19 protein-coding genes and 1 tRNA gene are annotated in these 23,636 nt (G+C 45.1%); 14 read left to right on the top strand and 6 right to left on the bottom strand.

The genetic code is table 11. The features are described 5' to 3' along the window. The first annotated feature begins 285 nt into the window (after positions 1 to 285). The 7 genes from H735_RS17140 to H735_RS17170 all read left to right on the top strand — a co-directional run bounded on the left by H735_RS17140 (position 286) and on the right by H735_RS17170 (position 5,617). Positions 286 to 1,971, top strand: a complete 1,686-nt coding sequence (locus H735_RS17140) for an immunoglobulin-like domain-containing protein (protein ID WP_020196269.1) — start codon at positions 286 to 288, stop codon at positions 1,969 to 1,971. A gap of 468 nt (positions 1,972 to 2,439) precedes the next feature. Beyond that, complete coding sequence (locus tag H735_RS17145; RefSeq protein ID WP_020196268.1) at positions 2,440 to 2,982, top strand: P-loop NTPase family protein; 543 nt, start codon at positions 2,440 to 2,442, stop codon at positions 2,980 to 2,982. Positions 2,983 to 3,099: 117 nt separating this feature from the next. Continuing rightward, positions 3,100 to 3,345: a hypothetical protein gene (locus H735_RS17150; protein WP_020196267.1), complete on the top strand. Its 246-nt coding sequence runs from the start codon at positions 3,100 to 3,102 to the stop codon at positions 3,343 to 3,345. A gap of 70 nt (positions 3,346 to 3,415) precedes the next feature. After that, a complete protein-coding gene (locus H735_RS17155) occupies positions 3,416 to 4,069 on the top strand; it encodes an aspartate/glutamate racemase family protein (RefSeq protein ID WP_020196266.1) in 654 nt (217 codons plus the stop codon). Then, the gene (locus H735_RS17160) at positions 4,056 to 4,484 is read left to right on the top strand and encodes a hypothetical protein (protein ID WP_020196265.1); all 429 of its coding nucleotides are present in this window, start codon (positions 4,056 to 4,058) and stop codon (positions 4,482 to 4,484) included. The genes H735_RS17155 and H735_RS17160 overlap by 14 nt, the downstream gene beginning before the upstream one ends. Positions 4,485 to 4,511: 27 nt before the next feature. After that, a complete protein-coding gene (locus H735_RS17165; protein WP_027726700.1) occupies positions 4,512 to 5,039 on the top strand; it encodes a histidine phosphatase family protein in 528 nt (175 codons plus the stop codon). Between the two features lie 56 nt (positions 5,040 to 5,095). Beyond that, a complete protein-coding gene (locus H735_RS17170) occupies positions 5,096 to 5,617 on the top strand; it encodes a lipocalin family protein (RefSeq protein WP_020196263.1) in 522 nt (173 codons plus the stop codon). 17 nt (positions 5,618 to 5,634) lie between these two features. Here the strand turns inward: H735_RS17170 and H735_RS17175 are convergent, their stop codons facing one another. Beyond that, positions 5,635 to 6,414 (bottom strand): AraC family transcriptional regulator, encoded by a 780-nt coding sequence (locus H735_RS17175; protein ID WP_027726699.1) that lies wholly within the window; start codon positions 6,412 to 6,414, stop codon positions 5,635 to 5,637. A 128-nt stretch (positions 6,415 to 6,542) separates the two neighbouring features. Between H735_RS17175 and H735_RS17180 the strand changes: the two genes are divergently transcribed. Then, a complete protein-coding gene (locus H735_RS17180) occupies positions 6,543 to 7,664 on the top strand; it encodes a multidrug effflux MFS transporter (protein WP_020196261.1) in 1,122 nt (373 codons plus the stop codon). Between the two features lie 112 nt (positions 7,665 to 7,776). Here H735_RS17180 and H735_RS17185 read toward each other — a convergent pair whose 3' ends face one another. The 5 genes from H735_RS17185 to H735_RS17205 all read right to left on the bottom strand — a co-directional run bounded on the left by H735_RS17185 (position 7,777) and on the right by H735_RS17205 (position 12,619). Next, positions 7,777 to 8,772: a succinylglutamate desuccinylase/aspartoacylase family protein gene (locus tag H735_RS17185; protein WP_020196260.1), complete on the bottom strand. Its 996-nt coding sequence runs from the start codon at positions 8,770 to 8,772 to the stop codon at positions 7,777 to 7,779. Positions 8,773 to 8,918: 146 nt separating this feature from the next. Continuing rightward, the gene (gene yfcC, locus H735_RS17190; RefSeq protein WP_005443800.1) at positions 8,919 to 10,451 is read right to left on the bottom strand and encodes a putative basic amino acid antiporter YfcC; all 1,533 of its coding nucleotides are present in this window, start codon (positions 10,449 to 10,451) and stop codon (positions 8,919 to 8,921) included. Between the two features lie 218 nt (positions 10,452 to 10,669). Then, entirely contained in the window at positions 10,670 to 10,996 is a 327-nt protein-coding gene (locus H735_RS17195; protein ID WP_020196259.1) for a c-type cytochrome, read from the bottom strand. Positions 10,997 to 11,074: 78 nt separating this feature from the next. Beyond that, the gene (gene ltaE / locus H735_RS17200) at positions 11,075 to 12,079 is read right to left on the bottom strand and encodes a low-specificity L-threonine aldolase (RefSeq protein WP_009696116.1); all 1,005 of its coding nucleotides are present in this window, start codon (positions 12,077 to 12,079) and stop codon (positions 11,075 to 11,077) included. A 24-nt stretch (positions 12,080 to 12,103) separates the two neighbouring features. Then, positions 12,104 to 12,619 carry an NUDIX hydrolase gene (locus H735_RS17205; protein WP_017818795.1) on the bottom strand — a complete coding sequence of 172 codons (516 nt, stop codon included), beginning with the start codon at positions 12,617 to 12,619 and terminating at the stop codon, positions 12,104 to 12,106. 271 nt (positions 12,620 to 12,890) lie between these two features. Here H735_RS17205 and H735_RS17210 point away from each other — a divergent pair, with 271 nt between their 5' ends. The 6 genes from H735_RS17210 (at position 12,891) to dld (ending at position 23,399) form a co-directional block, all read left to right on the top strand. Then, entirely contained in the window at positions 12,891 to 14,552 is a 1,662-nt protein-coding gene (locus H735_RS17210) for an ATPase RavA domain-containing protein (RefSeq protein WP_009696114.1), read from the top strand. Positions 14,553 to 14,561: 9 nt separating this feature from the next. Continuing rightward, the gene (viaA, locus tag H735_RS17215) at positions 14,562 to 16,016 is read left to right on the top strand and encodes an ATPase RavA stimulator ViaA (protein WP_005443815.1); all 1,455 of its coding nucleotides are present in this window, start codon (positions 14,562 to 14,564) and stop codon (positions 16,014 to 16,016) included. A gap of 234 nt (positions 16,017 to 16,250) precedes the next feature. Further along, a tRNA-Cys gene (locus H735_RS17220) sits at positions 16,251 to 16,324 on the top strand. A gap of 564 nt (positions 16,325 to 16,888) precedes the next feature. Further along, positions 16,889 to 20,176: a glycoside hydrolase family 3 protein gene (locus H735_RS17230; RefSeq protein ID WP_020197587.1), complete on the top strand. Its 3,288-nt coding sequence runs from the start codon at positions 16,889 to 16,891 to the stop codon at positions 20,174 to 20,176. 166 nt (positions 20,177 to 20,342) lie between these two features. Further along, entirely contained in the window at positions 20,343 to 21,245 is a 903-nt protein-coding gene (locus H735_RS17235; protein ID WP_020197586.1) for a LysR family transcriptional regulator, read from the top strand. Between the two features lie 447 nt (positions 21,246 to 21,692). Then, positions 21,693 to 23,399, top strand: coding sequence for a D-lactate dehydrogenase (gene dld / locus H735_RS17240; RefSeq protein ID WP_020197585.1), 1,707 nt, complete (start codon positions 21,693 to 21,695; stop codon positions 23,397 to 23,399). Positions 23,400 to 23,636 lie beyond the last annotated feature (237 nt).

Genomic DNA, 23,636 nt, shown 5'->3' on the forward strand with positions numbered 1-23,636 from the left:
GTTAAATCCTGATTAAATCGTTGCGAGTGACCTCCAAAAAATAGATTTTGGTTAACTTTTTGCCTGATTTTGATAGTAAGTCACGCTTGAGAGCGAACGCTAATTTCCTATTCATTTCGCGTCGTGAATTAAGATCACAATTATAAAATAGACATGGAAAACATAACTTTGCACGTGTATCTGTTTTCTCAATACGGCCATATAATCCAATCAAAATTCATTAGGCACCAATAGAAAGTGCTGAATGATTGTTGTGATGAAGTAAAATGGATGAGAGGTAACACGATGAAGCAAAAAGCGCTATATCTAGCAGTAGCATTGGGTTTGAGTGGTCTTTCAAACGTGGCATCCGCTAATGAGATGGTGAATCCGGATGGTGGTGTCGTAGTCGGTTATTGGCATAACTGGTGCGATGGGGCTGGTTACAAGGGCGGTAATGCACCGTGTGTGACATTGGATGAAGTTGATCCTATGTACAATGTGGTTAACGTCTCCTTTATGAAGGTGTTCAATACCAGTGAAGGCCGTATTCCAACCTTTAAGCTCGATCCAAATATTGGCCTTTCAGAACAACAATTTATTGATCAAATTGGCGCTCTAAACCAACAAGGACGCGCCGTTCTTATTGCGCTTGGTGGTGCAGATGCACACGTTGAGCTGAAAACTGGCGATGAGCAAGCATTCGCACAAGAGATCATTCGTCTGACCGATAAATTCGGCTTTGATGGTCTGGATATCGACTTAGAGCAATCTGCGGTAACCGCGTCAGACAATCAAACTGTAATCCCAGCTGCACTTCGCCTTGTAAAAGAACACTACCAACAGCAGGGTAAAAACTTCCTAATTACGATGGCGCCTGAGTTTCCATACTTAACAGAAGGTGGCAAATACGTTCCTTATATTACTGGATTAGAAGGGTACTACGATTGGATCAACCCTCAGTTTTACAACCAAGGTGGTGATGGTATTTGGGTTGAAGGTGTGGGTTGGATTGCACAAAACAATGATGCGCTAAAACAAGAGTTCATTTACTACATTTCGGACTCTCTATCGAACGGTACACGTGGTTTCCACAAAATTCCGCATGACAAATTGGTGTTTGGTATTCCATCTAACATTGATGCAGCGGCAACGGGCTTTGTACAAGACCCTCAAGATCTTTACGATGCGTTTGACCAACTTAAAGCGCAAGGGCAGGCACTTCGTGGCGTAATGACATGGTCGGTGAACTGGGATATGGGCACAGACAAGAATGGTCAGGCGTACGGTGAAAAGTTCGTGAAGGATTACGGTCCGTTTATCCATGGCCAGACTCCACCACCGCCGAGTGAAGGCGAACCGATGTTCAGTGGCATCAGTGATGTTCGCGTGCATCACGGTAGTTCATTTGATCCGTATGCAGGTGTTACCGCGTCTGACAAAGAAGATGGAGACCTAACTAACAGCATTACTGTTGAAGGTTCAGTTGATGTGAACACCGTTGGCACATATGTTTTGGTTTACAGTGTAAAAGACAGCGACAACAATGAAACTAAGCAAAGCAGAACAGTTGTTGTTTACAGCCTTGTGCCTGAGTTTGAAGGTGTAACGGATACGACCATACAGCTTGGTGACGCATTTGACCCAATGGCAGGCGTAAAAGCGACGGATGCAGAAGACGGTGATTTGACTGATCAAGTTCGTGTTGAGGGCAGCGTAGATGTTAACGTGCTAGGTGTCTACGACTTGGTTTACCGAGTAACGGATAGTGCAAATCAGACTACGACAGCTCAACGCTCTGTGATTGTTTCTGATGGCAGCAGTTACCCTCCCTATGAATCTGGAAAAACCTATGAAGCAGGTGACATTGTCACAGGTTCGGATGGCAACTTGTATCAGTGTAAACCGTGGCCATACACGGGCTGGTGTTCAAACCCTTCTTATGCACCTGGTGAAACCGTTTACTGGTCAGACGCATGGGATAAGTTGTAATTAGCTCATGAATTTAGGTATACCCAAGTAACCTCGAGGTGCTAGGTTCAGCGAGATTGACTTGGTTTGTAGACGCGGCGGCGATTTAAAGGTTTAGTGGGTCTAAATCAAGAATCGACAACAAAGTATACAAGCCAAGTCAACTCGCCCTCAGGGAGCGTATCATTGCCCCGATTACTGCGTCAAACAACTTGGAAAGAGCTTGCTATTCCGCTTCGTTGTTTTCCTTGCTTACTTTAGGTAAACAGGGAATCAATGACAACGCTCTGAATCAGCACCTTGAAGTCACTTGGGTATAGACCTCCTTCACTGGAGGCTTTTTTATGCGCGTAACTTCACATCTTATTGAACCTACACTAGAACTTTAAAACGTAATCATTAGTATCCCGCCTCCGCATTTTCCACACTTACCTATAGTTGGAATGCGTCGCTCTTTGTCAATTTGGTACGGTCACCTAGGAGGATTTAATGAAAAGGATCAATGTAGTAGGCAGCAGCGGAAGCGGTAAATCGACGTTTTCAAAGCAGCTCGCAATGAAATTAGGTGTCACGTACATAGAAATGGACAGGTTGTTCTGGCTTCCCGATTGGAAAGAACTCGATGATGAGACGTTCTTCGATAAAGTCGTGGACGTAACTCAACAAGAGGCTTGGGTACTCGACGGGAACTACAGCAGAACACAACCGTACAAATGGCAAAGGGTCGATACCATCATCTGGCTCGACTATTCACGATCTATCACCACCTATCGCTCCGTCACTCGTGCTATCAAAAGGGCATGGACTCAAGAAGAGTTTTGGGAAGGAACTGGCAATAGAGAGAGTTTTAGAAAAGCGTTTTTGAGTAAGGATTCGATTATTTGGTGGTCGGTTAAGAACTACCAAAAGAATCGAAAGCGTTATCTAAAACTGAAAGAGGACTTAAAAGGTTCGCCTATCGAGTTCATCCACATCACTTCGCCAAAAATGGCACAAGATTTTCTTGGTTCTCAAGATTTTATAAATAGATAAGTAACTTATTTAAGTGACTTTTTGGCAACGGCTCGCAGCTGTGTAAATCCTGACATTCCGCCTCCGCTAGATGATGAATACTAACCACGTTCCTGTCGTATTCATTGTGGAGGTATTATGATCGGTTACGAGGAAATGGCGATATCCGGCTACTTAGGTTGGTTACTCGCTGTTTTGTTGGTTTACCCCTTTGCCTATGTTGGTATTCATATCGGAGTATTTGATATCAAAGTCCGTACCAAAGTCAGCCGTTATTTCAATCGCTTTATATTAGCTTTGATTGCATTTTTACTGATTATGCATATGCAAACTGAAGTGGTTTACGGCAAGTACTTTCTTGGTCTTTGGGAAGCACAACAGTAACTCTGATCGCATTAATTCCCATCGCCTTGTGCTAAGTTGTCGAAATTGAACTAAAAATCGACAACTTAGCATGAAGCCATACGACCTTTATTTTCTTCATACTTCACCCGTACACATTCCACCTTTCTCCAAACTGATGACAGAGCTCGCTCCTGATTTAAAAGTCGCACACTTTGCCGATGCTGACTTGTTGGAGCGTTTGGTTGCTGGAGAGGACGAATCTAAGGTGGAGCAATCCGTACAAGGCAAAGTACGAGAGCTTTCTGAACAAGCAAACTTGGTGGTTTGTACTTGCTCCTCAATTGGTCGCTTTGCTGAGTCGATTACAGAGCAAGGAATCAATGTTCAGCGTATCGACCGAGCGATGGGTGACCAAGCTGTCACTCATGAGCGAGTGTTGTTACTCGCGGCGTTATCGACAACCATTGAACCCAGCTTGGCGTTACTTGAGACAAGTGAGGGCAATTGTATCCGTCAGTTAGATACGTTTGTGGTTGAAGGTGCTTGGGAACGCTTTCTCGACCAAGATAACCAAGGTTATTACGACAAGATCAAAGCGGTAATAGAGCAAAAGGCTCGTGATTATGACGTAATCGTATTGGCACAAGCTTCTATGTCAGGTGCCGCATCATTAGTTGATGTCGACATTCCAGTATTAAGCAGCCCACGTTTAGGCGTAAAAAGGGCAATTGAAACCTTAAGGACATTCCATGCAAATAACTAGTTGGATTCAGCTTTGCTTACGCGAGCTTGAAGGCGCGCCCATAAAAGAACATTCCGATATCGAAGCGTCTTTTGCGGAGTCTGAACGTTTCTCAAAATGGAAGGCAAGCAAAAGAGAAATACGCCTCGAAGAAATCAGTGATCGTTGCTGGGTCAAGAGCTGCACGGGTGGCTACATCACAGAGGTGCACTTACATGCAGATGGTTCACTTGATGAATACACCTTGTTTGGACGCCTTCACACCAAAGGGCATTGGGAGCTAGAGGCTGGCGTACTTCATATCACTATCTACAAAGGTGAAAACACTTATGAACTTTCTGTTGTGGGAAACCGTGAACCTTCCATCCACTCTGCGATTGAATACAAAAATGGAGAAGTGCACTCCTATCTAAAACTGACTCCAATTTCTCAATAGCAATTTAACAAGGACGAGCACCACAATATGGACATTGTATTTGTAAGGCATGGTGTGCCGGATTTTACGTTAGCAGATGAGCGGCAGATGACCCAACTTGAGAAGGATTATGCGCCGCTTTGCCGAGAGCACTTGCCCGTGCTGCAAGAAAAACTCAATCATCCAGTCTTCAATGATGCTGAAGTCATCATCAGCTCTCCTTATACAAGAGCCCTTCAAACTGCGGAAATTCTCAATCGTCATCGCGGTTTGCCTCTGTTTGTTGAGCATGACTTGAGAGAGTGGCGTGCTGACAAAGAAGGCGGCTACATTACATTGAATGAAAGAGACCGACGCTGGCTCGAATACCGAGAGCTGTTAAAAGCGGGTATTCCAATGACCGATAATCGCTACGAACATGTTGATGAGCTAAAAGCACGGGCTGAGTTGGTGCTGGATCGTTACCGCCAATATCGAAAGGTTGTTGTCGTGAGCCACTTTAATGTGTTTGAAGCACTACAAGGTTTCCAAGACGTAGGACTGTCCTGTGGAGAATTTCGATACATTAATTTCTGATCGAATTTTTATCTTCTATAGTAAAATCAGTCACTAACTTAATTTCAGGTTGCTGTATGAAATCTCTTAAAACACTTTTACTTTTGTCTCTTGCAACGTTGTTTGGCTGTACGTCTAAACCGAACGGCGTGGAGCCGGTCAACAACTTTGAACTTCAACCATATCTAGGCAAGTGGTATGAAATTGCCCGTCTTGATCACTCTTTTGAGCGCGGTTTATCGAATGTGACGGCTGAATACGAGCTCCGTGAGGATGGTGGCGTAACGGTTATCAATCGAGGCTATTCAGAAGAAGATAAAGAATGGACGCAAGCTGACGGCAAAGCGTATTTCGTTGATGGTGTAAACACAGGGCATTTAAAAGTGTCTTTCTTCGGTCCGTTTTATTCGTCTTACATCGTATTTGAGCTAGGTGAGAACTACGACTACGCGTTTATCTCTGGTTTCAATCACGACTACCTATGGCTACTGTCACGCACACCGACTGTCGATAAAGCAACGGTCGAGCGCTTCAAACAAGTAGCAAAAGAGAAAGGCTTTGCGTTGGACGAGCTAATTCTCGTAGACCAAACCAAATAACACGCGAAATGATCGACTTATAACAACGATCTGTGCTTCATAAAATTCAGTGGTGTCTGTCCGGTTTGTTTCTTAAAGAACGCAATAAATGCGCTATCTGATGAGAACTCCAAACAATGGGCAACATCACTGACTTGTCTTTCTTCACATAAGAGCTCAATAGCCTTGAGTAGCCGCCATTGTTGACGCCAATCTTGATAAGACATGCCAGTCTCAACCTTAAATAGGCGCGTGATGGTTTTGCTGCTCGCGCCAACGGTTTGTGACAGTTGGTTTAACTCTGGTGCTATAAAATCACTCTTGGTCATTGCCTTACGAAACCCTGTTAAACGTCGATCAGAAGGCAAGGGTAAAGAGAATTCAAACTGCTTCGCTTGGTAAAACTCTTCCCAAAACAAAGTGCTCGTCGCTTGGGTTTTCGTTTCTTCAATATCCCATTCCCACAATGCCATTTTGTCGATAAGTGCTTTTAAAAGATCATTCACCTCAATCATCACGATATTTTTCGGGCAGCTGTATTTGCTGCAATCGAAATAGAGTGAACGGTAAGCTACAACGTTGGTCATGACAGCTCTGTGAGAAGTATGCGGCGGAATCCACACCGCTTTGGTTGGTGGTAAGGTGCAAATAGAGTTATCGAGTGCGAACGTCATGCAGCCTTGTGGCGCATAAAGCAATTGTCCTTTCTTGTGTTCGTGCATACCGGAATCATGTTTGCCGACATCCGCTGCGATACCAACTACACTCGCGGCAATTGCGTCCGCATCAAATCGAGTATTGTCTTCAATAATTGCCATTTGTCCGAATCTTGATGTTTTTGGTTTTAATGTTGTTAATGGGTAAAGCATAACGCCTTCTATACTGCACGCCAAGTTAAGTTCGTTACCCACTTAAACATCTGTAGGAGTGGGACAGAGAGGTAAAAATGAAAACGAAACCTTCTATTGGATTGATGGTGGTGATGCTGATGTTTCCGCAAATTGTGGAGACCATTTACAGCCCAGCACTTGGCAACATTGCTCAGTCATTTGCTGTAACGTATTCGCAAGCGGCGCAAACCCTATCTATCTATTTTTCTGCATTTGCTATTGGCGTGGTGGTTTGGGGAATCTTGGCAGATAAGTGGGGCAGACGCCCGACCATGCTGGCAGGGTTGCTTGTTTACGGCGTATCTGCTTTGGTCGCTATGCAAACAGAAAGCTTTGATGTGATGATGATGGCTCGCGCGTTCAGTGCTTTTGGTATTGCGGTTGGGTCGGTCGTGACACAAACCATGCTAAGAGACAGCTTTTCAGGTGATGAGCTAAGCAAAGTATTTAGCGTTATGGGCATGGGTATTTCCATTAGCCCAGTGATTGGCATGTTACTCGGTGGTCAGTTAACAGCACTCGGTGGCTATCAGGTTGTGTTTTTTACGTTGTTTATTTTGGCGCTTGTGTTGCTGTGCTACAACGCGGTTAATCTACCTGAAACACAAACTCAAAAGCAGCCGCTAAACATAGGTTCATTACTTGGACGAATGTTGAAAGATGCTCAAATCTGGCAATCTGCGTTGTTGGTTGCGCTCTACAACATTGCTTTATTCGCATACTACCAATTGGGCGCATTCACTTTTGAGCAGCTCGGACTAAGTTCTGAGCAGTTCGGATACAGCGGTGTGATATTGGGCGTTGGTACCTTAATCGGCAGTTTGATGAACAAGTCATTGCTAGCAAAAGGTCGCTCACAAACGCATCTACTTTGGATTGCATCAACACTGTTGATTATTGGTGGCTTTGGTGTGTTTCTGCTTCAAGACTCGATTTGGTTCTTGGCGCCAATGTTATTCATTGTGATGGCATTTGGTATCGCCATTCCAAATGTACTGAGTACCGCATTAGTTGATTACAAGCAACAAGCGGGCAGTGCAGGGGCATTGCTAGGATTAATGTACTACTTGATGATTGGTTCAGGTCTAGGCTTAGCTGGAATGATTCAAAACCTTGGATTTGTTCTTATGTCGTGTGCAGCTTTGGTTTTATTAGTGACATTGTCACGCAAAGTTTAGCTGAAGCATGTCGAAGAGAGCAACAAAGAAAAGCCCTGCAAGTTATGCAGGGCTTTATGTTATTGGTTTGAGTCTAACAGTTTGAATTTGTGAACTGTTAAATTCAAAGGTATTACTTAATCAGTCGAACAACCAAAGAACCTGGCGCTCGGATCGATTCAATGTTGTGGCTCAGCACTGTACCTTCAGTCGGCGCTGTGTAACGCTGAATCTCATCACCAAAGCTGTCGTATTGAATTGCAACCAATTGACCTTGTTCTACCTTATCCATCATGTTGACTTGTGGTAGTACAAAACCACCTAATTCAGCGCGAATGCTGATGATGTCTTTGCCTTCTAGGCAAGGCGTGATATTTGCAACTTCACCAGTCACAACGTCATGGCGAGCAAGGATATTGAAGATGCCAGTCACGGTACGGTCGATCAGCTCTTGTTCTGTGTAACGACCCATGCCCACCTCGATGGTGATGCTTGGAATACCGCTGTTGTTCCAGACGGTTTCAAGTACACCTGCGTCACCCGGATCGTTAAGAATTACGTCTGGGTTAATAAGGCGAGCCATTTCCAGAGATTGCTCGATACGGAAATCGGCAAACACGTACAGTGGGTAAGCAGCACCACTGGTTTGAGTGTGCAAATCAATCGCCAGCTCTGCGTTCGGCTTAAGAAGGTTATTCCATAAAGCAAACAGGAAGCGGTTTGCTTCGTTGCCGTTTGCATCACCAGGGAAGAAACGGTTTAAGTTTGCAGGAGATGCATCTGGATCCGCAGAGAAGAAGTCGCGGCTGTGGTTCAGCATACCCGTCAGGTTGATGGTCGGAACGACAGTTACAGTACCTGCGATGTCTTTACCAATCAGTTCACGAGCGGTCTTTTGCGCCGCTAAAACACCGTTGTATTCGTCACCATGAACACCTGCTGTGATCATGATTTTCTTACCCGGTTTTTCGCCTTTGAAAACCAACACAGGCAAGTGTTGCCATTGAGAGAGGGCGTTGGTTGCAATACGGAACCAAAACTTATGCTCGCCTGCAGGCAAGTCTGTTACGTCAAGAGATTGAATGACTTGATGACCTTGAATTACGTCATCCAGAAATTGTGTTGCCATTAAAGTTGTCACTCCAAAACATCTTACTTTGATGCTTGTTTGCCATACGGCTTGAATTAAAAAAGGCGAGAACCTTGTCTCGCCTTATTCTTTATACCCAAACTCCGCTTTCGCGTTTAAGTTGCTTGGCGATATTGGTAATCAGTTTACGCAAAACCCATCACGTGAGCTGCGACGACGACAATGCTCGATAGGGTAAAGAGTAATAGCATAAAGCGCCAGCAGAATTTCGCCCAGTCACCCCAGTCGATACGACATACACCCAGTGTTGCCATTAGAGATGCCGAAGTTGGAACGATAACGTTAGTGAAACCGTCACCAAGTTGGAATGCTAGAACGGCTACCTGACGTGTAACGCCAGCGATGTCTGCAAGAGGAGACAAGAGAGGCATTGTCAGCGCTGCTTGACCAGAACCTGAAGTCACGAAGAAGTTGAAAATAGATTGGAAAACATACATCAACCAAGCCGCTGCAACGTCAGGAAGACCGCTGATTACGCCACCAGCGCTGTTCAGGATCGAGTTCAGTACACTTGCTTCATCAGTAGTACCGCCACCTAGGATAAGCAATACACCTTTAGCACAACCAACCAATAGAGCAGGGGCAAGCATGATTGCTGCACCCTCTTTAAATGCGTCAGCCGCACAGTTTAGCGTCATGCCGTTCAGACGGAAGATCGTACCGATGATCGCAACGACAAAGCCCATTGTGAAGAATTGAGACGCGATTTCTGGAATGTACCATGCGTTAGCCACTACGCCCCAAACAACCCATACGGTAGTTGCGATAACCGTAAGGATAACTAGGGTGTCACCTAGGTTCCAACGAGAATCGTGGTCACCTAGCTCTTGCTGACGGAAGTATTTGTCAGTACGACGGCTGTAAGAAAGCTCAGGGTTTGCTTTGATACGCGCTGCGTAAATCATAGTGAAAGCAATACCGATAAGTGTAAAGCCAGCCCACAGACCCATACGCACAGTCATACCAGATAGAACCGGAATACCAGCAATACCTTGCGCGATCGCTACCGAGAATGGGTTCATCCAAGACGTTGCAAAACCAATCTGAGTCGCAACGTAGGTCACCATTACTGTAGTGATGCCATCGTAGCCAAGACGAACCATTAGTGGTGCGATAATAATCGCAAATGCAACGGCTTCTTCACCCATACCAAATACTGCGCCGCCCAAAGAGAACAGCAAAAACAGAACTGGAATGAATAGCGCTTCGTTACCTTTGGTCTTGTCGATAAGGCGTAAGATACCGTTGTCGATTGTGCCTGTGCGCATTACCACACCAAATGCACCACCGATAACCAGCATGAACATGATAACGCCAATCGCGCTGCCCCATTTAGAGCCTGAAACCAGACCTTCGAATGGGAAGTTCATTAGACCAATGCCACCGCCTGAAGCGAACAGTCCAACCTTGTTGTAAACCAATTCACCGTTTTCGTCGGTTGCATAAGAGAAAGAAGATGGATCGATAACTGTGCGAGTTTTTTCTGCACCGTCGACCATGTAGGTCACCTGTTGGCTATCGAAATGACCAGCAGGGATTAAGTAGGTAAGAATCGCAGCAAGAATACCAACAATGAAGATCAAAATGAGGGTATCAGGCATCTGCCATGATTTAGGGGTTGCCGCCGATTCCGATGGCTGAGCGTGTGTGTGAGACATAACCTATTTCACGTCGAATTATAGAAAGCATGAAATATCGATAAAATAGAATAAAAAGTCAATATTAACTGAGTTGATGAACTATAAATTCATCAATAATTTGATCTGAAGAGGGTTGAGTTGCTTATCAATGATTTAATGGTTAATTGTTTTGGTTAGATGTTGTGCGAATGAAAACGGAGTTAGGACTTGTGGTGATTCACAAGTCCCATAATTATTCACTTTTCTGCATGAGGTGTTTGTTCTGAATAAAACGCGGCAACATCGCGCAAATCTTCATCATTCAGCATGCGTAATTGGGCTGCCATCATCTCAGCCAAAGGACCTAAGCGAAGCCCATCTTGATAGGCTTTCATAGAATCATACAGGTACTGAGCATTCTGACCAGCTAGGTTAGGGTAGGCGTCGTTTGTTGTCATGCCGTTCGAACCATGACAGTAAACACAGCTAGGCGATTTAAGTTTGCCTTTATCAACGTCACCGAAAGGTTTCGCCACAACAGAGGAAGAGATAAGAAGAGACGTTAGAAGCACGTATCTAAGCATGAAATGCACTCATTGTAGTTCTTGAAAGCGCATAGAATAAAGCTTCCCCTTAGGGGAAGCTCAATGATCAAAATCAAGTTAAAGCAGAGATTTAAGGCTAGATAGGAAGGTATCGATGTCTTGTGCCGAAATATCTTTGTGCGTCACGAAGCGGATTGGGTTTCCTGGCGTAATTGTTATGCCTTGCTCCTTCATCTTTTCTGCAATACCAGCGATATCCACTTGTGGATCAAGCTTAGCAAAAACGATGTTGGTTTGAACAAATTCTGGATTAACAGAGAAACCAGGCAATTCCGCTAAACCTTCCGCCAAGGTTTTTGCGTTGATGTGGTCTTGTTTTAGCTGTTCTACTTGCTCGGTAAGGGCTAGTTTACCGGCTGCGGCAAGAATACCCGCTTGGCGCATACCACCGCCGACCATTTTTCTTAGGCGGCGTGCTTTTGCGATGTACTCTTTGCTACCAAGCAGTAGCGAACCAACAGGGGCAGCCAATCCTTTCGACAGACAGATAGTCATTGAATCAAAGTACTGACCAATCTCTTTCACTGGAACATCAAGCGCGACAGCTGCGTTAAATACGCGAGCGCCATCTAGGTGCATCTGCAAGTTATGTTTGTTTACGAACTCACGAGCCTCTGCAAGGTAAGAAAGAGGAATCACTTTACCGTTGATGGTGTTCTCTAAACTAAGTAGGCGAGTACGTGCAAAGTGCGCGTCATCTGGCTTGATAGCAGCTTCTAGCTTATCGAATGGCAAAGTACCGTCTGGGTTGTTTTCAATCGGTTGAGGTTGAATAGACCCCAGTACCGCCGCGCCGCCAGCTTCGTACTTGTAGTTATGCGCTTGCTGACCACATAGGTATTCATCACCGCGCTCACAATGCGCCATTAAGCCAAGTAAGTTTGCTTGTGTACCAGAGGTCGTGAACATTGCCGCTTCAAAGCCCGCAAGCTCAGCAGCAAATTGCTCTAACTCGTTAACGGTTGGGTCATCACCGTACACATCATCGCCGACAGGAGCGGTAAACATTGCTTCACGCATTGCTTGTGTAGGTTGCGTAACGGTATCTGATCGAAAGTCCATAATTCTCTCCTCGGTCGAAAAGACCTAAATATAACCGCAAAGACGAGCTTTGCTTAGGCAAGCGATAGTTTTGGCATCCGTAATAATGCCTTGAATAATTTGTTGTTCGAGTTCTTCTCGTGACAATGTCACTACTTCAATCACTTCGTCGTCGTCACACTCGTATCGATTGGTTTTGTTCAGTTGTTCGGCAACAAACAAGTACTGGATTTCATCACAGAAACCAGCAAGAGGGGTAACTTGACCAAGCGATGTGAACTTTTCGGCGCTGTATCCTGTTTCTTCTTCCAACTCTCTTTGAGCACAGTGCAATGGATCTTCATCGCCTTCACGTGTGCCAGCAGGCAATTCAAGCAGCCATTTGTTAAGAGAGGGACGGAATTGATTAACAAGAACGATGTTGCCATCTGAAGTAATAGGTAAGATAACGGCAGCACCGGGGTGTTGGATAGTGGTATGTGTAATCATCCGACCAGTTGGTAGTTTAACTTCCTCTTCGACCAGAGAAATCTGCTTCCATTTATGAATTGTATTGCTCATGCAGTTGTGGATCCTAGCTGTAACCGCGCATTGACGTGCTTTGCACATTAACCACAAACCACCGGAAACAAAAGAAGAAAATGGTTTCATACTCTTGCGAAACCAGCACATTCAGTGAGTTATGTCTCATAAATGAAAACTATGGTTGCTCGCGCACGCGCGCGAAGAGCATCTGGTATAAACGAGGTTCACTAAAAAATACACTTGTAACAAAGTGATAACAAATGTATAAAATTATATATACAGCCTCAGTTCAACAGCCGGAGCTTCTATGATTCAACCATCTTTCGCATCTAATGCAGAAAAGGCGCTTCTTTCAGAGCGTATCAACAAGCTAGCGAAAGCGTTAACTGATGGCGTTTACGAACGCGAACACACCATCAAGCTTTGTCTTCTTGCCGCTCTTGCCGGCGAAAGCGTCTTCCTTCTTGGTCCTCCAGGGATCGCAAAAAGCTTAATCGCAAAACGACTTATCCAAGCTTTTGATAATAGCAGTTATTTTGAATACCTCATGACGCGCTTCTCAACACCTGAAGAAGTGTTTGGTCCATTGAGCATTCAAGAGCTAAAAGACAACGGTCGTTATGTCCGTCTTACTCAAGGGTACTTACCAACGGCGCAAGTGGTTTTCCTTGATGAGATTTGGAAGGCGGGTCCTGCGATTCTGAACACGCTATTGACCGTTGTGAACGAAAAGACATTTAAAAACGGTAGCGATATCGAACGTGTACCGATGCGCCTTTTGGTTTCTGCATCAAATGAACTGCCAGATGAAGATAGCGGGTTAGACGCACTTTACGACCGTATGTTGGTACGCGTGTTTGTAAACCGCATTCAGGACAAACAAAACTTCAAATCTATGCTGACAGTGGGTACGTCTCAAGAAGCGCAAGTTCCAGAGGGCTTAGCGATCACAGACGAAGAATACCACCGTTGGCAGCAACAGCTCGACAAACTCACTCTGACCGACAACGCATTCGAAAAGCTTTTCCAACTAAAAACGATGTTGGAAACCAAAGTCGAGTCTGAGTTTGGCGACGCATCATTAACAGACATGTACGTGTCTGACCGCCGTTGGAAGAAAGCGGTCAAACTGCTTAAAGCAAGTGCGTTCTTCAATGGGCGTGACGAGATCAACCCACTTGATCTTCTGCTACTTCAAGATTGTTTATGGAACAGCCCTGAGTCACGCGATGTCGTTCGCGGTGTGATTCAAGAGTTTGCACTTAAACATGCCTTCGACCAGCAAGAAGCAGAGCAAGAGATCGAATACTGTCGTGAATCTTTGGTTGATGTTCAGCATGAGCTTGAAGACAAATATCGCATGACGCTAAACGCAGAAGCGGCAACCGGTCTGCTTCGCAAAGAAACCATGAGCTTCGATACATCCAAAGCAAAAACTTACAAAGTAGGCGCGGCGGTGAATCTGGTTAAGCTGGTTATTCTGCAAAGCAACATGTCGGTTTCTGAATCAGAGAAAGGCGACAGCCGCTGGGTATATGTGCCAAAAGACGAACTTGACCGAGTGATCAAAGAAGGTCATGGCGATGTGTATGGCTACGTGAACCAAAACACCAATATGTGTCGTCTGCGTTTTGATGTCGATGCTGCCAACAACCTAGTGATCCGTGACATTGCCAACCGTGGCGTGCTGGTGAGCTTGGTTACCCAACAAGGTTTAGACGTTGAGCTTTACCAAAAATGGTTGGCAGAAAGCGAAAAAGCAGTCAGCCAATTGAGTGAAGCTGAACATCATATGCGTAAGGTTAAAGCCAACTTCCATGGCGCATTGCCGCACAGTTTCGTGGATCCAGAGTTACCACGTCTAATGGAGTCGAGTCTGCAACAGGTGAGCCAGAGACTTGAGTCTATCCAAGGTGAAAGCGAGAAGATCATTCAACGCTTCAAAAACTTACATCAGTTTTTCTCTTAAGGAGACGACATGTTAGGTGCAGACGGACTCAACTTAGCGCTCATGGTGGCAGATTCAGGCATCATTGATAGTGCGGTTAACGATTTAATGGCGCGTTCACAAGTCATGATGATGGCAGAAAACCGAGGCATGAAATCCTCAGTGAAAAACCATCTGCTTAAATGGCGTGGCAACGTGAAAAAGCGCATGACAAAAGTCTGTGAGACAGAACGTTTTCAACAGGAACTCGCGCTCTACCAAGAAGTCATTTATTGGGATGAGAACGAGTTCTTTGAGCGCATTGATGATGTGATCAAGAAGCTTGAATGGCACTCAGCGTTTTATATGCAAGCGCGTCGCATGATGGAGAAGAACAAGGGGGTGAATAACCCAATGTTCCCTCATTACTTCTGTGACCAGTGGTATCAAAGCCTCGCCGAAGCAATCAAACAAGCGCAAGTTTCCGAGCTTGAAGAGAACAAAGAAAAAGTCCTTAACGACCTTTATCAACGTATGGAAACCATGCGTAACATGGATAAAGTGACGGAGTCTGGTGACGAAGAAAGCGTAGGGCGCTTATGGGATATGGCGTCAGCTAAGTTGAGTAAAACGGACCTAACCGTGATGAAGCGCCACGCAGAGTTCCTTAAAAAGCACAAAGGCTTACAAGAAATTGCAGAACAGCTTGGTCGCATGGCGGGACAAGTGAATGATCCTGACCTCAACCGCGCACCAGCAGAAGAGCTACAAATGGTTGAGGAAAAGAGTGACGAAGCGACAGACGATATCGTCGGTATTCATGAAAGTGACGATCTCAACAAACTGCTACCGAACGAAACCATGTTTTTGGCGTACCCAGAGCTGGAAGTCGTGTTCTACAAGCATTTGGTTGATAAACGTTTGATGAACTACCGCACGCAAGGTAAGTCTCGCACACTACGTAAAGTGAAAGCGCACAAACCAGATCATAAAGCGGTGGACGTTGAAAAAGGACCGTTTATCGTTTGTGTTGATGCGTCAGGCTCGATGAGTGGCTTCCCAGAGCAATGTGCTAAAGCTATGGCTTATGCACTGATGCAAATCGCTCTCGCTGAACAACGAGATTGCTACGTGATCATCTTCTCCACGGAGCACATTACTTACGAGTTAACGCGTCAGGATGGCTTACGTGAAGCTGCCGACTTTTTAACTTACAGCTTCCATGGTGGTACGGATTTGGAGCCAACGTTGATTAAATCCATCGATTTGATGAACAGCGACAAATACAAAAACGCCGACATGGTTGTTATTTCAGACTTCATTGCGCCAAAACAGCAGGATGAATTGCTTGCAAAAGTCGACGCGTTAAAAGCGAAGAAGAACCGCTTCCATGCTATTAGCTTGTCGAAGTACGGCAACCCAGCGTTAATGTCGATGTTTGACCACACTTGGTCTTACCATCCAAACGTAGTGGGACGCTTATTTAAACGCGTTGCCAACGGTTAATCGCGTGAATAGAGATACAAAAGCGGCACCGATTGCCGCTTTTCTTTTGTCTATCTGTTTTGATTTGTCTTAACCAAAGTGAGTAAATCTGCGCGGTGTAGGTCGAATTAACATCGGATTGGTTTAAAACAAAGCAAACAAACAGAAATTTTGGATTTTTGTTTGACTATATTTCCTGAATCCGTAAAGTAGCACCCAACGCAACGGGGCAGAGCCTTTAAGCGTAAACAATTTGGCGCCTTGGCAGAGTGGCTATGCAGCGGATTGCAAATCCGTGGACCTCGGTTCGACTCCGGGAGGCGCCTCCAAATTCTTAAAAAGAGACGTCTTTATGGCGTCTTTTTTTATACCTCAAATTCCTCTCGGTAAGCTCAATCATCCAATCTCATTTCTCTTGATGTTAACTCGGCAACCAACTTAAAACGCAGTAAAAAATAATCGACGTCATTTGTGTGAATATGCTTCAAAGTTATGCAACTTCATGCCAATTTAATTTGTTGAATATGGAAGAGTTATCACTAGTGCGTTTTTTCAAGATTTGAAAATAAATCACATTTCTATGAATCTGTGAAATAACGTTCACCTCATCAAAAAGTACCACGCGCCTTATGCCATCGAGCTTCGCGAACCTCATCAAGACCAGCAATTTGTTTATTTGTTTCATGAACTAACGTGGTAATCCGATCGGCTAATTTCTGTGATTAACACAGAATTATTTATCATTTATTTCAGTAGTCTAAATAAAACCCCTGTAGTGAAAAATTAGTCGTGACTAGCACGTTTCTGACGTGTGGTCCCGTTGGATAACAAGATATTTCAGGAGCAATAACGTGCTACGAACAAAGAAAACAATCGTCAGTATTCTCGTCTCAATGGCGATGATCTCAGGCTGCAATGACTCAGACAGTGACACGATTTCAACCAGTCCAATTCCTTACTTTGCAGAATGGACGGATGTCGACAGTGCTATTAAGAAAGACGATGCAATGGAGGCAGAAATCCAACGTATCCTTGCGTTAATGACGCTGGAAGAAAAGGTGGGGCAAATGATTCAGCCCGATCTTCGCGAAGTCACTCCTGAAGAAGCGAAAACCTATAAGTTAGGTTCTATCCTAAATGGCGGAGGCGGCTTCCCGAATGATGATAAATACTCAACCGCGCAAGATTGGGCAGACGAAGCGGATAAATTCTGGTTGGCACTAGAAGAAGCTTACGCAGAGAGAGGATTCCGAATTCCTTTTATGTGGGCAACCGATGCGGTTCATGGCCACAACAACGTTTTTATGGCGACGGTTTTCCCTCATAACATTGGTTTGGGTGCAGCTCGTAACCCTGATCTGATTGAAGAAATAGGAAAAGCGACCGCAAGAGAGGTTGTTGCGACCGGTCTTGATTGGACATTCGCACCGACCGTTGCCACGCCACGTGATTATCGCTGGGGCCGTGTATACGAAGGTTACTCGGAAGATCCAGAAATCGTGTATGAATACGCGAAGCGCATGGTGGAAGGTATTCAAGGTGGTGAAGAAGGCTTAAAAGGGGATACCAACGTAATCTCTAACGTGAAGCACTGGGTAGGAGACGGTGGTACGTTGGGTGGCGTTGACCATGGTGAGAACCGTTACACAGAAGAGTACCTACGCAATATTCATGCAATGGGCTATATCGGTGGTTTGAATGCAGGCGCACAAGTGGTGATGTCTTCGTTTAACTCATGGTGGAACGATGCGAACTACGATCCTATGGTCGGTATCGACGGTGCTGAGGATGGTGGCGATTACATGCAAAACCAGAAAATCCACGGCTCACAATACCTGATTACTGACGTCTTGAAGGGCAAGTTAGGTTTTGACGGCTTAGTCGTCACAGACTGGAACGGACAAGGCGAAATCAACGGCTGTACAGCAGCAAACTGTCCGCAAGCTGTAATCGCAGGTAATGATGTGTTTATGGTGACCTCACGTAACGATTGGCAAGCGTTCTATCAGAATGTGATTGACCAAGTAAACGCAGGCATTATCCCAATGTCTCGTATTGATGATGCCGTAACCCGTATTCTTCGCGTCAAAATGCGTGCAAACCTTTGGGAGAAACCGAAGCCATCTGAGCGTTCGTTAGCGGGTGACCAATCTGTGCTTAGTGCGCCAGAACACGTTGCCATTGCGCGCCAAGCAGTTTCAGAATCCTTGGTACTGCTGAAGAACCAAGACCAAATTCTACCTTTGAAATCAGATGCGAAATTCTTGGTAACGGGTTCGGCTGCCAACGACATCACCAAACAAACTGGTGGTTGGTCGCTTACTTGGCAAGGTGATGGCAACACGATAGAGAAAGACTTCCCGAACGCACAAACGGTGCTTATGGCTATGCAGCAAGAAGTCGGTGAAGAAAACGTCTTTACTGATGCTTCAGCAACAACACCAGAAGAAGCTACTGCGCTTGTGGTTATCGGTGAAGATCCTTATGCAGAAATGTTCGGTGACATCAGCAAAGCACAAACACTTGAATTTTCGAAGCTAAAAGCCTCTTATCAAGCGGATCTTGATACGGTCAAAGCGCTAAAAGAGCAGGGATACAAAGTGGTTACGGTATTCTTCTCTGGGCGTCCGCTTTACGTAAATGAAGAGATCAACAACTCTGATGCATTCGTTGCAGCTTGGCTGCCGGGAACGGAAGGTTTAGGTATTACTGATGTGCTGTTCGCAAAAGATGGCGCGGATTTCAAAGGCAAACTCTCTTACTCGTGGGGCGCTAAGAAGTGTTCGACCACAATCAACCGCAAGGCGCTTAATATCCCTAGTTACACAACACCTATTGATGGCATAAACGGTGAGTTGATTGAGCAGGATATTGAAGGCGAACATAAGCCGTTATTCCCATATGGTTATGGTTTGAACTACGCGAACCAGACCGATGTCCCGGCGCTGTATGAAGACTTAAACGACATTCCACTCGACCCACGTGATTATGGCTGTGGTATGGACGAGCCAGACAATGGTATTGCTGAGTTCCCATTAGAGATCTTCGGTAAAGACGCAAAAGACGAGTTTGTTGCGAGAATGTCAGGCAGTGCGAATGGTTGGGCTGGCGTGGAAATCAGCAAAGACACCACCACAATTGGCTCAGTAACGACGAAAGGCATTAACTACGATGGCATGCAGCAGTCAGCAATCAACGTAAAATTTTCTGGAGAAACGGGCGACTTCGTTGGTAATTCAGCCGCGCAAATTTACATGCAAACGCCAGATGAAAAGGGTTCCGACTACAACAGTTACATGAATGCCGATTCAACCTTGGAGTTTGATATTCGCATGGTAACCACAGCGCCAGAGAGCTTAGTGCTGTCGACACACTGTGAGTATCCTTGTCGTGGTGAGGTAAACATCAACAAAGTGTTACCTGAACCGTCAGATAGCACTTGGACGACGGTCAAAGTACCGCTCCAGTGTTTGAAGGACACAGGGATGAGTTTCCAAATGTTGAACACGTCTTTCTTGATGTATTCAACTGAAGCTGTGGAGTTTGATTTGGGTAAGATTCGTTATGTTCCGAACCCAGATGGATTACCTGAGGATGCAGTTAGTTGTGAAGACATGCTTGATGAAGCGCTACCACCATTGACGGGGGACATGTACAACATCGTTACCGACTTTAATGCACAGATAAATACCTCAGACCAATACACGACAGAAGGCTGGGGACCTATCCCTGACGGTGAAACTCACATGACGGCAACACAAACTGCTGATGGTGCATCGGTTACTTATAACAGCGCGAGTCCAGAGGCTTACAAAGGTCTGTTGCATTTCAATTTTGATGCACAGAACTTAGAAAACTTTGCTGAAGCGGGTGCGTTGGTGTTTACGGTGAACGTATCGACGTTGGGGGCACAAAAGCCAGACAACGACCAAACCGGATTGGTGTTGAAGCTGGCGAATGCTGATGGTGATACCGGTGACATTTTTGTCACTGAATTGGCTGGGGAGAATATTACGTTGAATACGGATATTAAAGTGACCGTACCAATGGCCACCTTCGCCGAGAAGTTTGATAACAAGTACTGGGCTCAAACTGTTAAGACGTTCACTATCTTCCCCGCATGGGCAAATACCCAAGCTGGCGTAGAGTTTGAAATCAGTGATATTCACTTCACTAAGTAAACAGACCATCTAGGAAAGTTACTCAATTAAGTAGAAACAAGGCGAGCCTTATTAGCTCGCCTTTCTCGTTGAGGAAGCCTTTAAAAGCCAAGTGTGAACTTTCTTGCGGCAATCTGTGCGAAATCTCTTTAGAATGTCTTCTTCGACAAGGAAGCAGTGAAGACACATGAGAAATACCGACGACTACATTATTTTCTATCATTTGGTTGAGCAAGGTTCATTCAGCGCCGCTGCAAGACAAATGGAACTCACTAAGTCGGTCGTCAGTAAGCGCATTGCCAAATTAGAGCAGGAGATAGGTGTTCAACTGCTTTATCGAACCACACGCACGCTTAAACTGACAGAAGCAGGGCAATCCTTCTTCGAACATGCTCGTAGTGTCTATCAAGCCGTCGCAACCGCAGAAGAGTCGATTGTTGGTTTGGGTAAGAGCCTATCTGGCAACATCAAGATTACCGTTCCGACCATCTCAGGTGAACTTATCCTTCCTACCGTTATTTCTGAATTCAACCAAGCTTATCCAGATATCAACATTGATATGGAACTGGATAACCGCTTCGCCGACATCGTCAACGAAGGTTTTGACCTTGCCATTCGTACTGGGGTTTTGCCTGACTCAAGCTTGATTGCGCGTAAGCTGGTTGATGCAAACTGGATTGTGTGTGCATCGCCTAGGTACGTCGCCAAACATGGCAAACCAAAAACGCCGGACGATCTCACTAAGCACAACTGCTTGGTTTACGCCTATCAAGAGACAGGGGCTCGTGAGTGGGCTTTCAAGTGTGATGATGAGGTGTATCAGGTTAAGGTGGATGGGAATCTATGTACCAATAACTCATCTGCGTTACGTAACGTCGCTTTGCTAGGGCAAGGTATCATTTATGTGCCTCGGGTGCTGGTTTATGAAGACTTGCAACAAGGTAAGCTGATTCAGTTGTTTAAAGACGAAACGGCTAAGTGCTTGGGCATTTATGCCGTGTACCCTTACACACGTCAGCAACCAGAAAAGATTAAGATCTTTATCGAGCATCTGTATCAATGCTTTCAACGTCGTAGCCATCAATTCTAGTGGATCAACTTTTCTCAAAGGAATGATTCTTCTTTGATGCAAGGAATTCGCTCTAAATTTTAAACTCTCCAATCTATCGACTTTCTTCATTAACTGACAATGTCACAGCCATATAACGCTGCTATAACGTCATGGTATTCACATGTTGTGGTTTTGTTTTGACTGAATATTCTTTCAAGGTCAGGTATATAAGGCCTTGTTGACCCTTTTGGCTTTCTTTTTCTTCGATGTCGTGCACATTTGTTAACAATGTACTTTGCTATTGTTTCTTTTTGGAAACGATAAGTTTCTTTGTTGATTTTACAGTTCTGAGAATTTTAAGTAATTGAATATATGGGTAATTAATGTAGTTAACTTTATCTGGGCGTTGTTATCGGACTTTGGTGGCATGGACGTTCAGATTCGGACTACTTATATTGGCTGGGCATAATAACTAGAGATACGGATATGAAACAGAAGCAGCTCATCGACGCGTTTGTCACCATTGTCGGGGAAGAAAATGTCCTTACCGATCAAATCAAAACCAAGTATTACCGCAGCGGTTTTCGCTCAGGAAGCGGCACGGCGTTGGCGGTGGTTTTTCCTAAGACTCTGCTAGAGCAGTGGAAGGTCATCCAACAATGTGTCGACAATAATTGCATCATCATCATGCAAGCGGCTAAGACGGGTCTGACCGAAGGCTCTGCGCCAAATGGTAGTGATTACGACCGCGATGTGGTGGTGATCAATATTACCAAGATGAAGCAAATCTATCTGTTAGACGGCGGTAAGCAAGCGGTCTGTCTTCCGGGAGCAAGCTTACATTCCTTAGAAAAAGAGTTGCGAGCGGTTAATCGCGCGCCGCATTCAGTGATTGGTTCTTCCTCTCTTGGCGCAACCGTCGTGGGCGGTATTGCAAACAACTCTGGTGGCGCTTTGGTTAAACGTGGTCCGGCTTACACAGAGTTAGCAATATTCGCTCAGGTGGACAAAGACGGTAAGCTCAATCTTGTTAACCACCTTGGTATTGAAGGATTAGGCTCGACGCCTGAAGAGATCTTACAGAACATCCAAGATGGTAATTTCGACCCAGATAAAGTGATTCATGATGAACGCATGGCGTCGGATAAAGAATACGACGAACGTGTTCGTGATGTGACTTCAGATATCCCATCGCGCTTTAATGCCGACGAACGCCGTCTGTACGAGGCGAGCGGTTGTGCGGGTAAGCTTGGCGTGTTCGCTGTTCGAGTCGATAGCTATCCAATCCCTGAAAAAGAGCAGGTGTTCTATCTAGGTACTAACGATCCAGATAAACTTACCAAGCTGAGAAAAGACTTCCTTACTCAATTCGAAAACTTACCAGAGATGGGTGAGTACCTTCACCGTGACATCTTCAACATGGCAGAGAAATACGGTAAAGACGTTTTCCTTTCTATCGATTTATTAGGCACAGACAATCTGCCTAAGATGTTCTCGCTTAAAGCTAAGGTTGAAAACTTCTTAGAGCGTGTGCCGTTGGTCAGTAAATACCTGCCAGATACTATTCTCTACTATGCGAGCAAGTTATTCCCGCAGCACCTTCCTAAGCGCATGTTGGAATACCGTGATAAGTACGAGCACCATCTTGTACTTAAAATGAGTGACGGCGGCATTGCCGAAGCGCAGAAATACCTAAAAGAGGTGTGGGCGGCTGAGCACGATAGTGACTTCTTCGAATGTACACCTGAAGAGGGTAAGAAAGCGTATTTACACCGTTTTGCAGCTGCGGGTGCGGCAATTCGTTACGAAACCATTCATCGCAAGGAAGTAGAAGACATTGTAGCTCTTGATATTGCGTTACGACGTAACGATGAGGAATGGTTAGAAACATTACCCGAGGAAGTAACTAAGAACCTCGTTAAGTCCCTCTATTACGGTCACTTTATGTGTTATGTGTTCCACCAAGACTATGTCTTCAAAAAGGGCACCGATACCAAGTTAATGAAGAAGCTAATGTTGGAACACCTCAACAGTCGCGGTGCAAAATACCCAGCGGAACACAACGTAGGGCATCTGTACGAAGCGGAAAACTCGCTGCAAAAGTTCTACCATCAACTTGATCCAACCAACACCTTCAACCCTGGCATAGGTAAAATGGACCGCTACAAGCGCAACTGTAACTGCTGTGCGTAAGCACTAAACCGATATGATGTGGAGAGTCGCTGAAACAGCGGCTCTTTTTTTATCAAGAAATAGTGGAATAAGCCGTTTGAGTTTTAATCGAATTGCTCAACTCCCATACGTTCAGTCGTGTTTTTAACCATCTGAATCAAAAAGAATAAATTTATTGTTGACCTAAAATCTTAATCCGTTAAAGTACGCCTCGTTCTCACGGCGAAGGTCGTTAGAACAGGTGGTGTTACCATCGCA

This window comes from Vibrio owensii CAIM 1854 = LMG 25443, assembly GCF_000817815.1.
In the GTDB taxonomy this organism is placed as follows: domain Bacteria; phylum Pseudomonadota; class Gammaproteobacteria; order Enterobacterales; family Vibrionaceae; genus Vibrio; species Vibrio owensii.

What these genes read in the sequence shown, in the direction of transcription:
- H735_RS17160 (WP_020196265.1), top strand. Translation starts at nt 4,056, where the DNA reads ATGCAAATAACTAGTTGGATTCAGCTTTGCTTACGCGAGCTTGAAGGC.
- viaA (WP_005443815.1), top strand. Translation starts at nt 14,562, where the DNA reads ATGTTAGGTGCAGACGGACTCAACTTAGCGCTCATGGTGGCAGATTCA.
- H735_RS17205 (WP_017818795.1), bottom strand. Translation starts at nt 12,619, where the DNA reads ATGAGCAATACAATTCATAAATGGAAGCAGATTTCTCTGGTCGAAGAG.
- H735_RS17185 (WP_020196260.1), bottom strand. Translation starts at nt 8,772, where the DNA reads ATGGCAACACAATTTCTGGATGACGTAATTCAAGGTCATCAAGTCATT.
- H735_RS17235 (WP_020197586.1), top strand. Translation starts at nt 20,343, where the DNA reads ATGAGAAATACCGACGACTACATTATTTTCTATCATTTGGTTGAGCAA.
- H735_RS17210 (WP_009696114.1), top strand. Translation starts at nt 12,891, where the DNA reads ATGATTCAACCATCTTTCGCATCTAATGCAGAAAAGGCGCTTCTTTCA.
- H735_RS17170 (WP_020196263.1), top strand. Translation starts at nt 5,096, where the DNA reads ATGAAATCTCTTAAAACACTTTTACTTTTGTCTCTTGCAACGTTGTTT.
- H735_RS17230 (WP_020197587.1), top strand. Translation starts at nt 16,889, where the DNA reads ATGGCGATGATCTCAGGCTGCAATGACTCAGACAGTGACACGATTTCA.
- H735_RS17165 (WP_027726700.1), top strand. Translation starts at nt 4,512, where the DNA reads ATGGACATTGTATTTGTAAGGCATGGTGTGCCGGATTTTACGTTAGCA.
- yfcC (WP_005443800.1), bottom strand. Translation starts at nt 10,451, where the DNA reads ATGTCTCACACACACGCTCAGCCATCGGAATCGGCGGCAACCCCTAAA.
- H735_RS17140 (WP_020196269.1), top strand. Translation starts at nt 286, where the DNA reads ATGAAGCAAAAAGCGCTATATCTAGCAGTAGCATTGGGTTTGAGTGGT.
- H735_RS17155 (WP_020196266.1), top strand. Translation starts at nt 3,416, where the DNA reads ATGAAGCCATACGACCTTTATTTTCTTCATACTTCACCCGTACACATT.
- H735_RS17195 (WP_020196259.1), bottom strand. Translation starts at nt 10,996, where the DNA reads ATGCTTAGATACGTGCTTCTAACGTCTCTTCTTATCTCTTCCTCTGTT.
- H735_RS17150 (WP_020196267.1), top strand. Translation starts at nt 3,100, where the DNA reads ATGATCGGTTACGAGGAAATGGCGATATCCGGCTACTTAGGTTGGTTA.
- H735_RS17145 (WP_020196268.1), top strand. Translation starts at nt 2,440, where the DNA reads ATGAAAAGGATCAATGTAGTAGGCAGCAGCGGAAGCGGTAAATCGACG.
- dld (WP_020197585.1), top strand. Translation starts at nt 21,693, where the DNA reads ATGAAACAGAAGCAGCTCATCGACGCGTTTGTCACCATTGTCGGGGAA.
- H735_RS17175 (WP_027726699.1), bottom strand. Translation starts at nt 6,414, where the DNA reads ATGGCAATTATTGAAGACAATACTCGATTTGATGCGGACGCAATTGCC.
- H735_RS17180 (WP_020196261.1), top strand. Translation starts at nt 6,543, where the DNA reads ATGAAAACGAAACCTTCTATTGGATTGATGGTGGTGATGCTGATGTTT.
- ltaE (WP_009696116.1), bottom strand. Translation starts at nt 12,079, where the DNA reads ATGGACTTTCGATCAGATACCGTTACGCAACCTACACAAGCAATGCGT.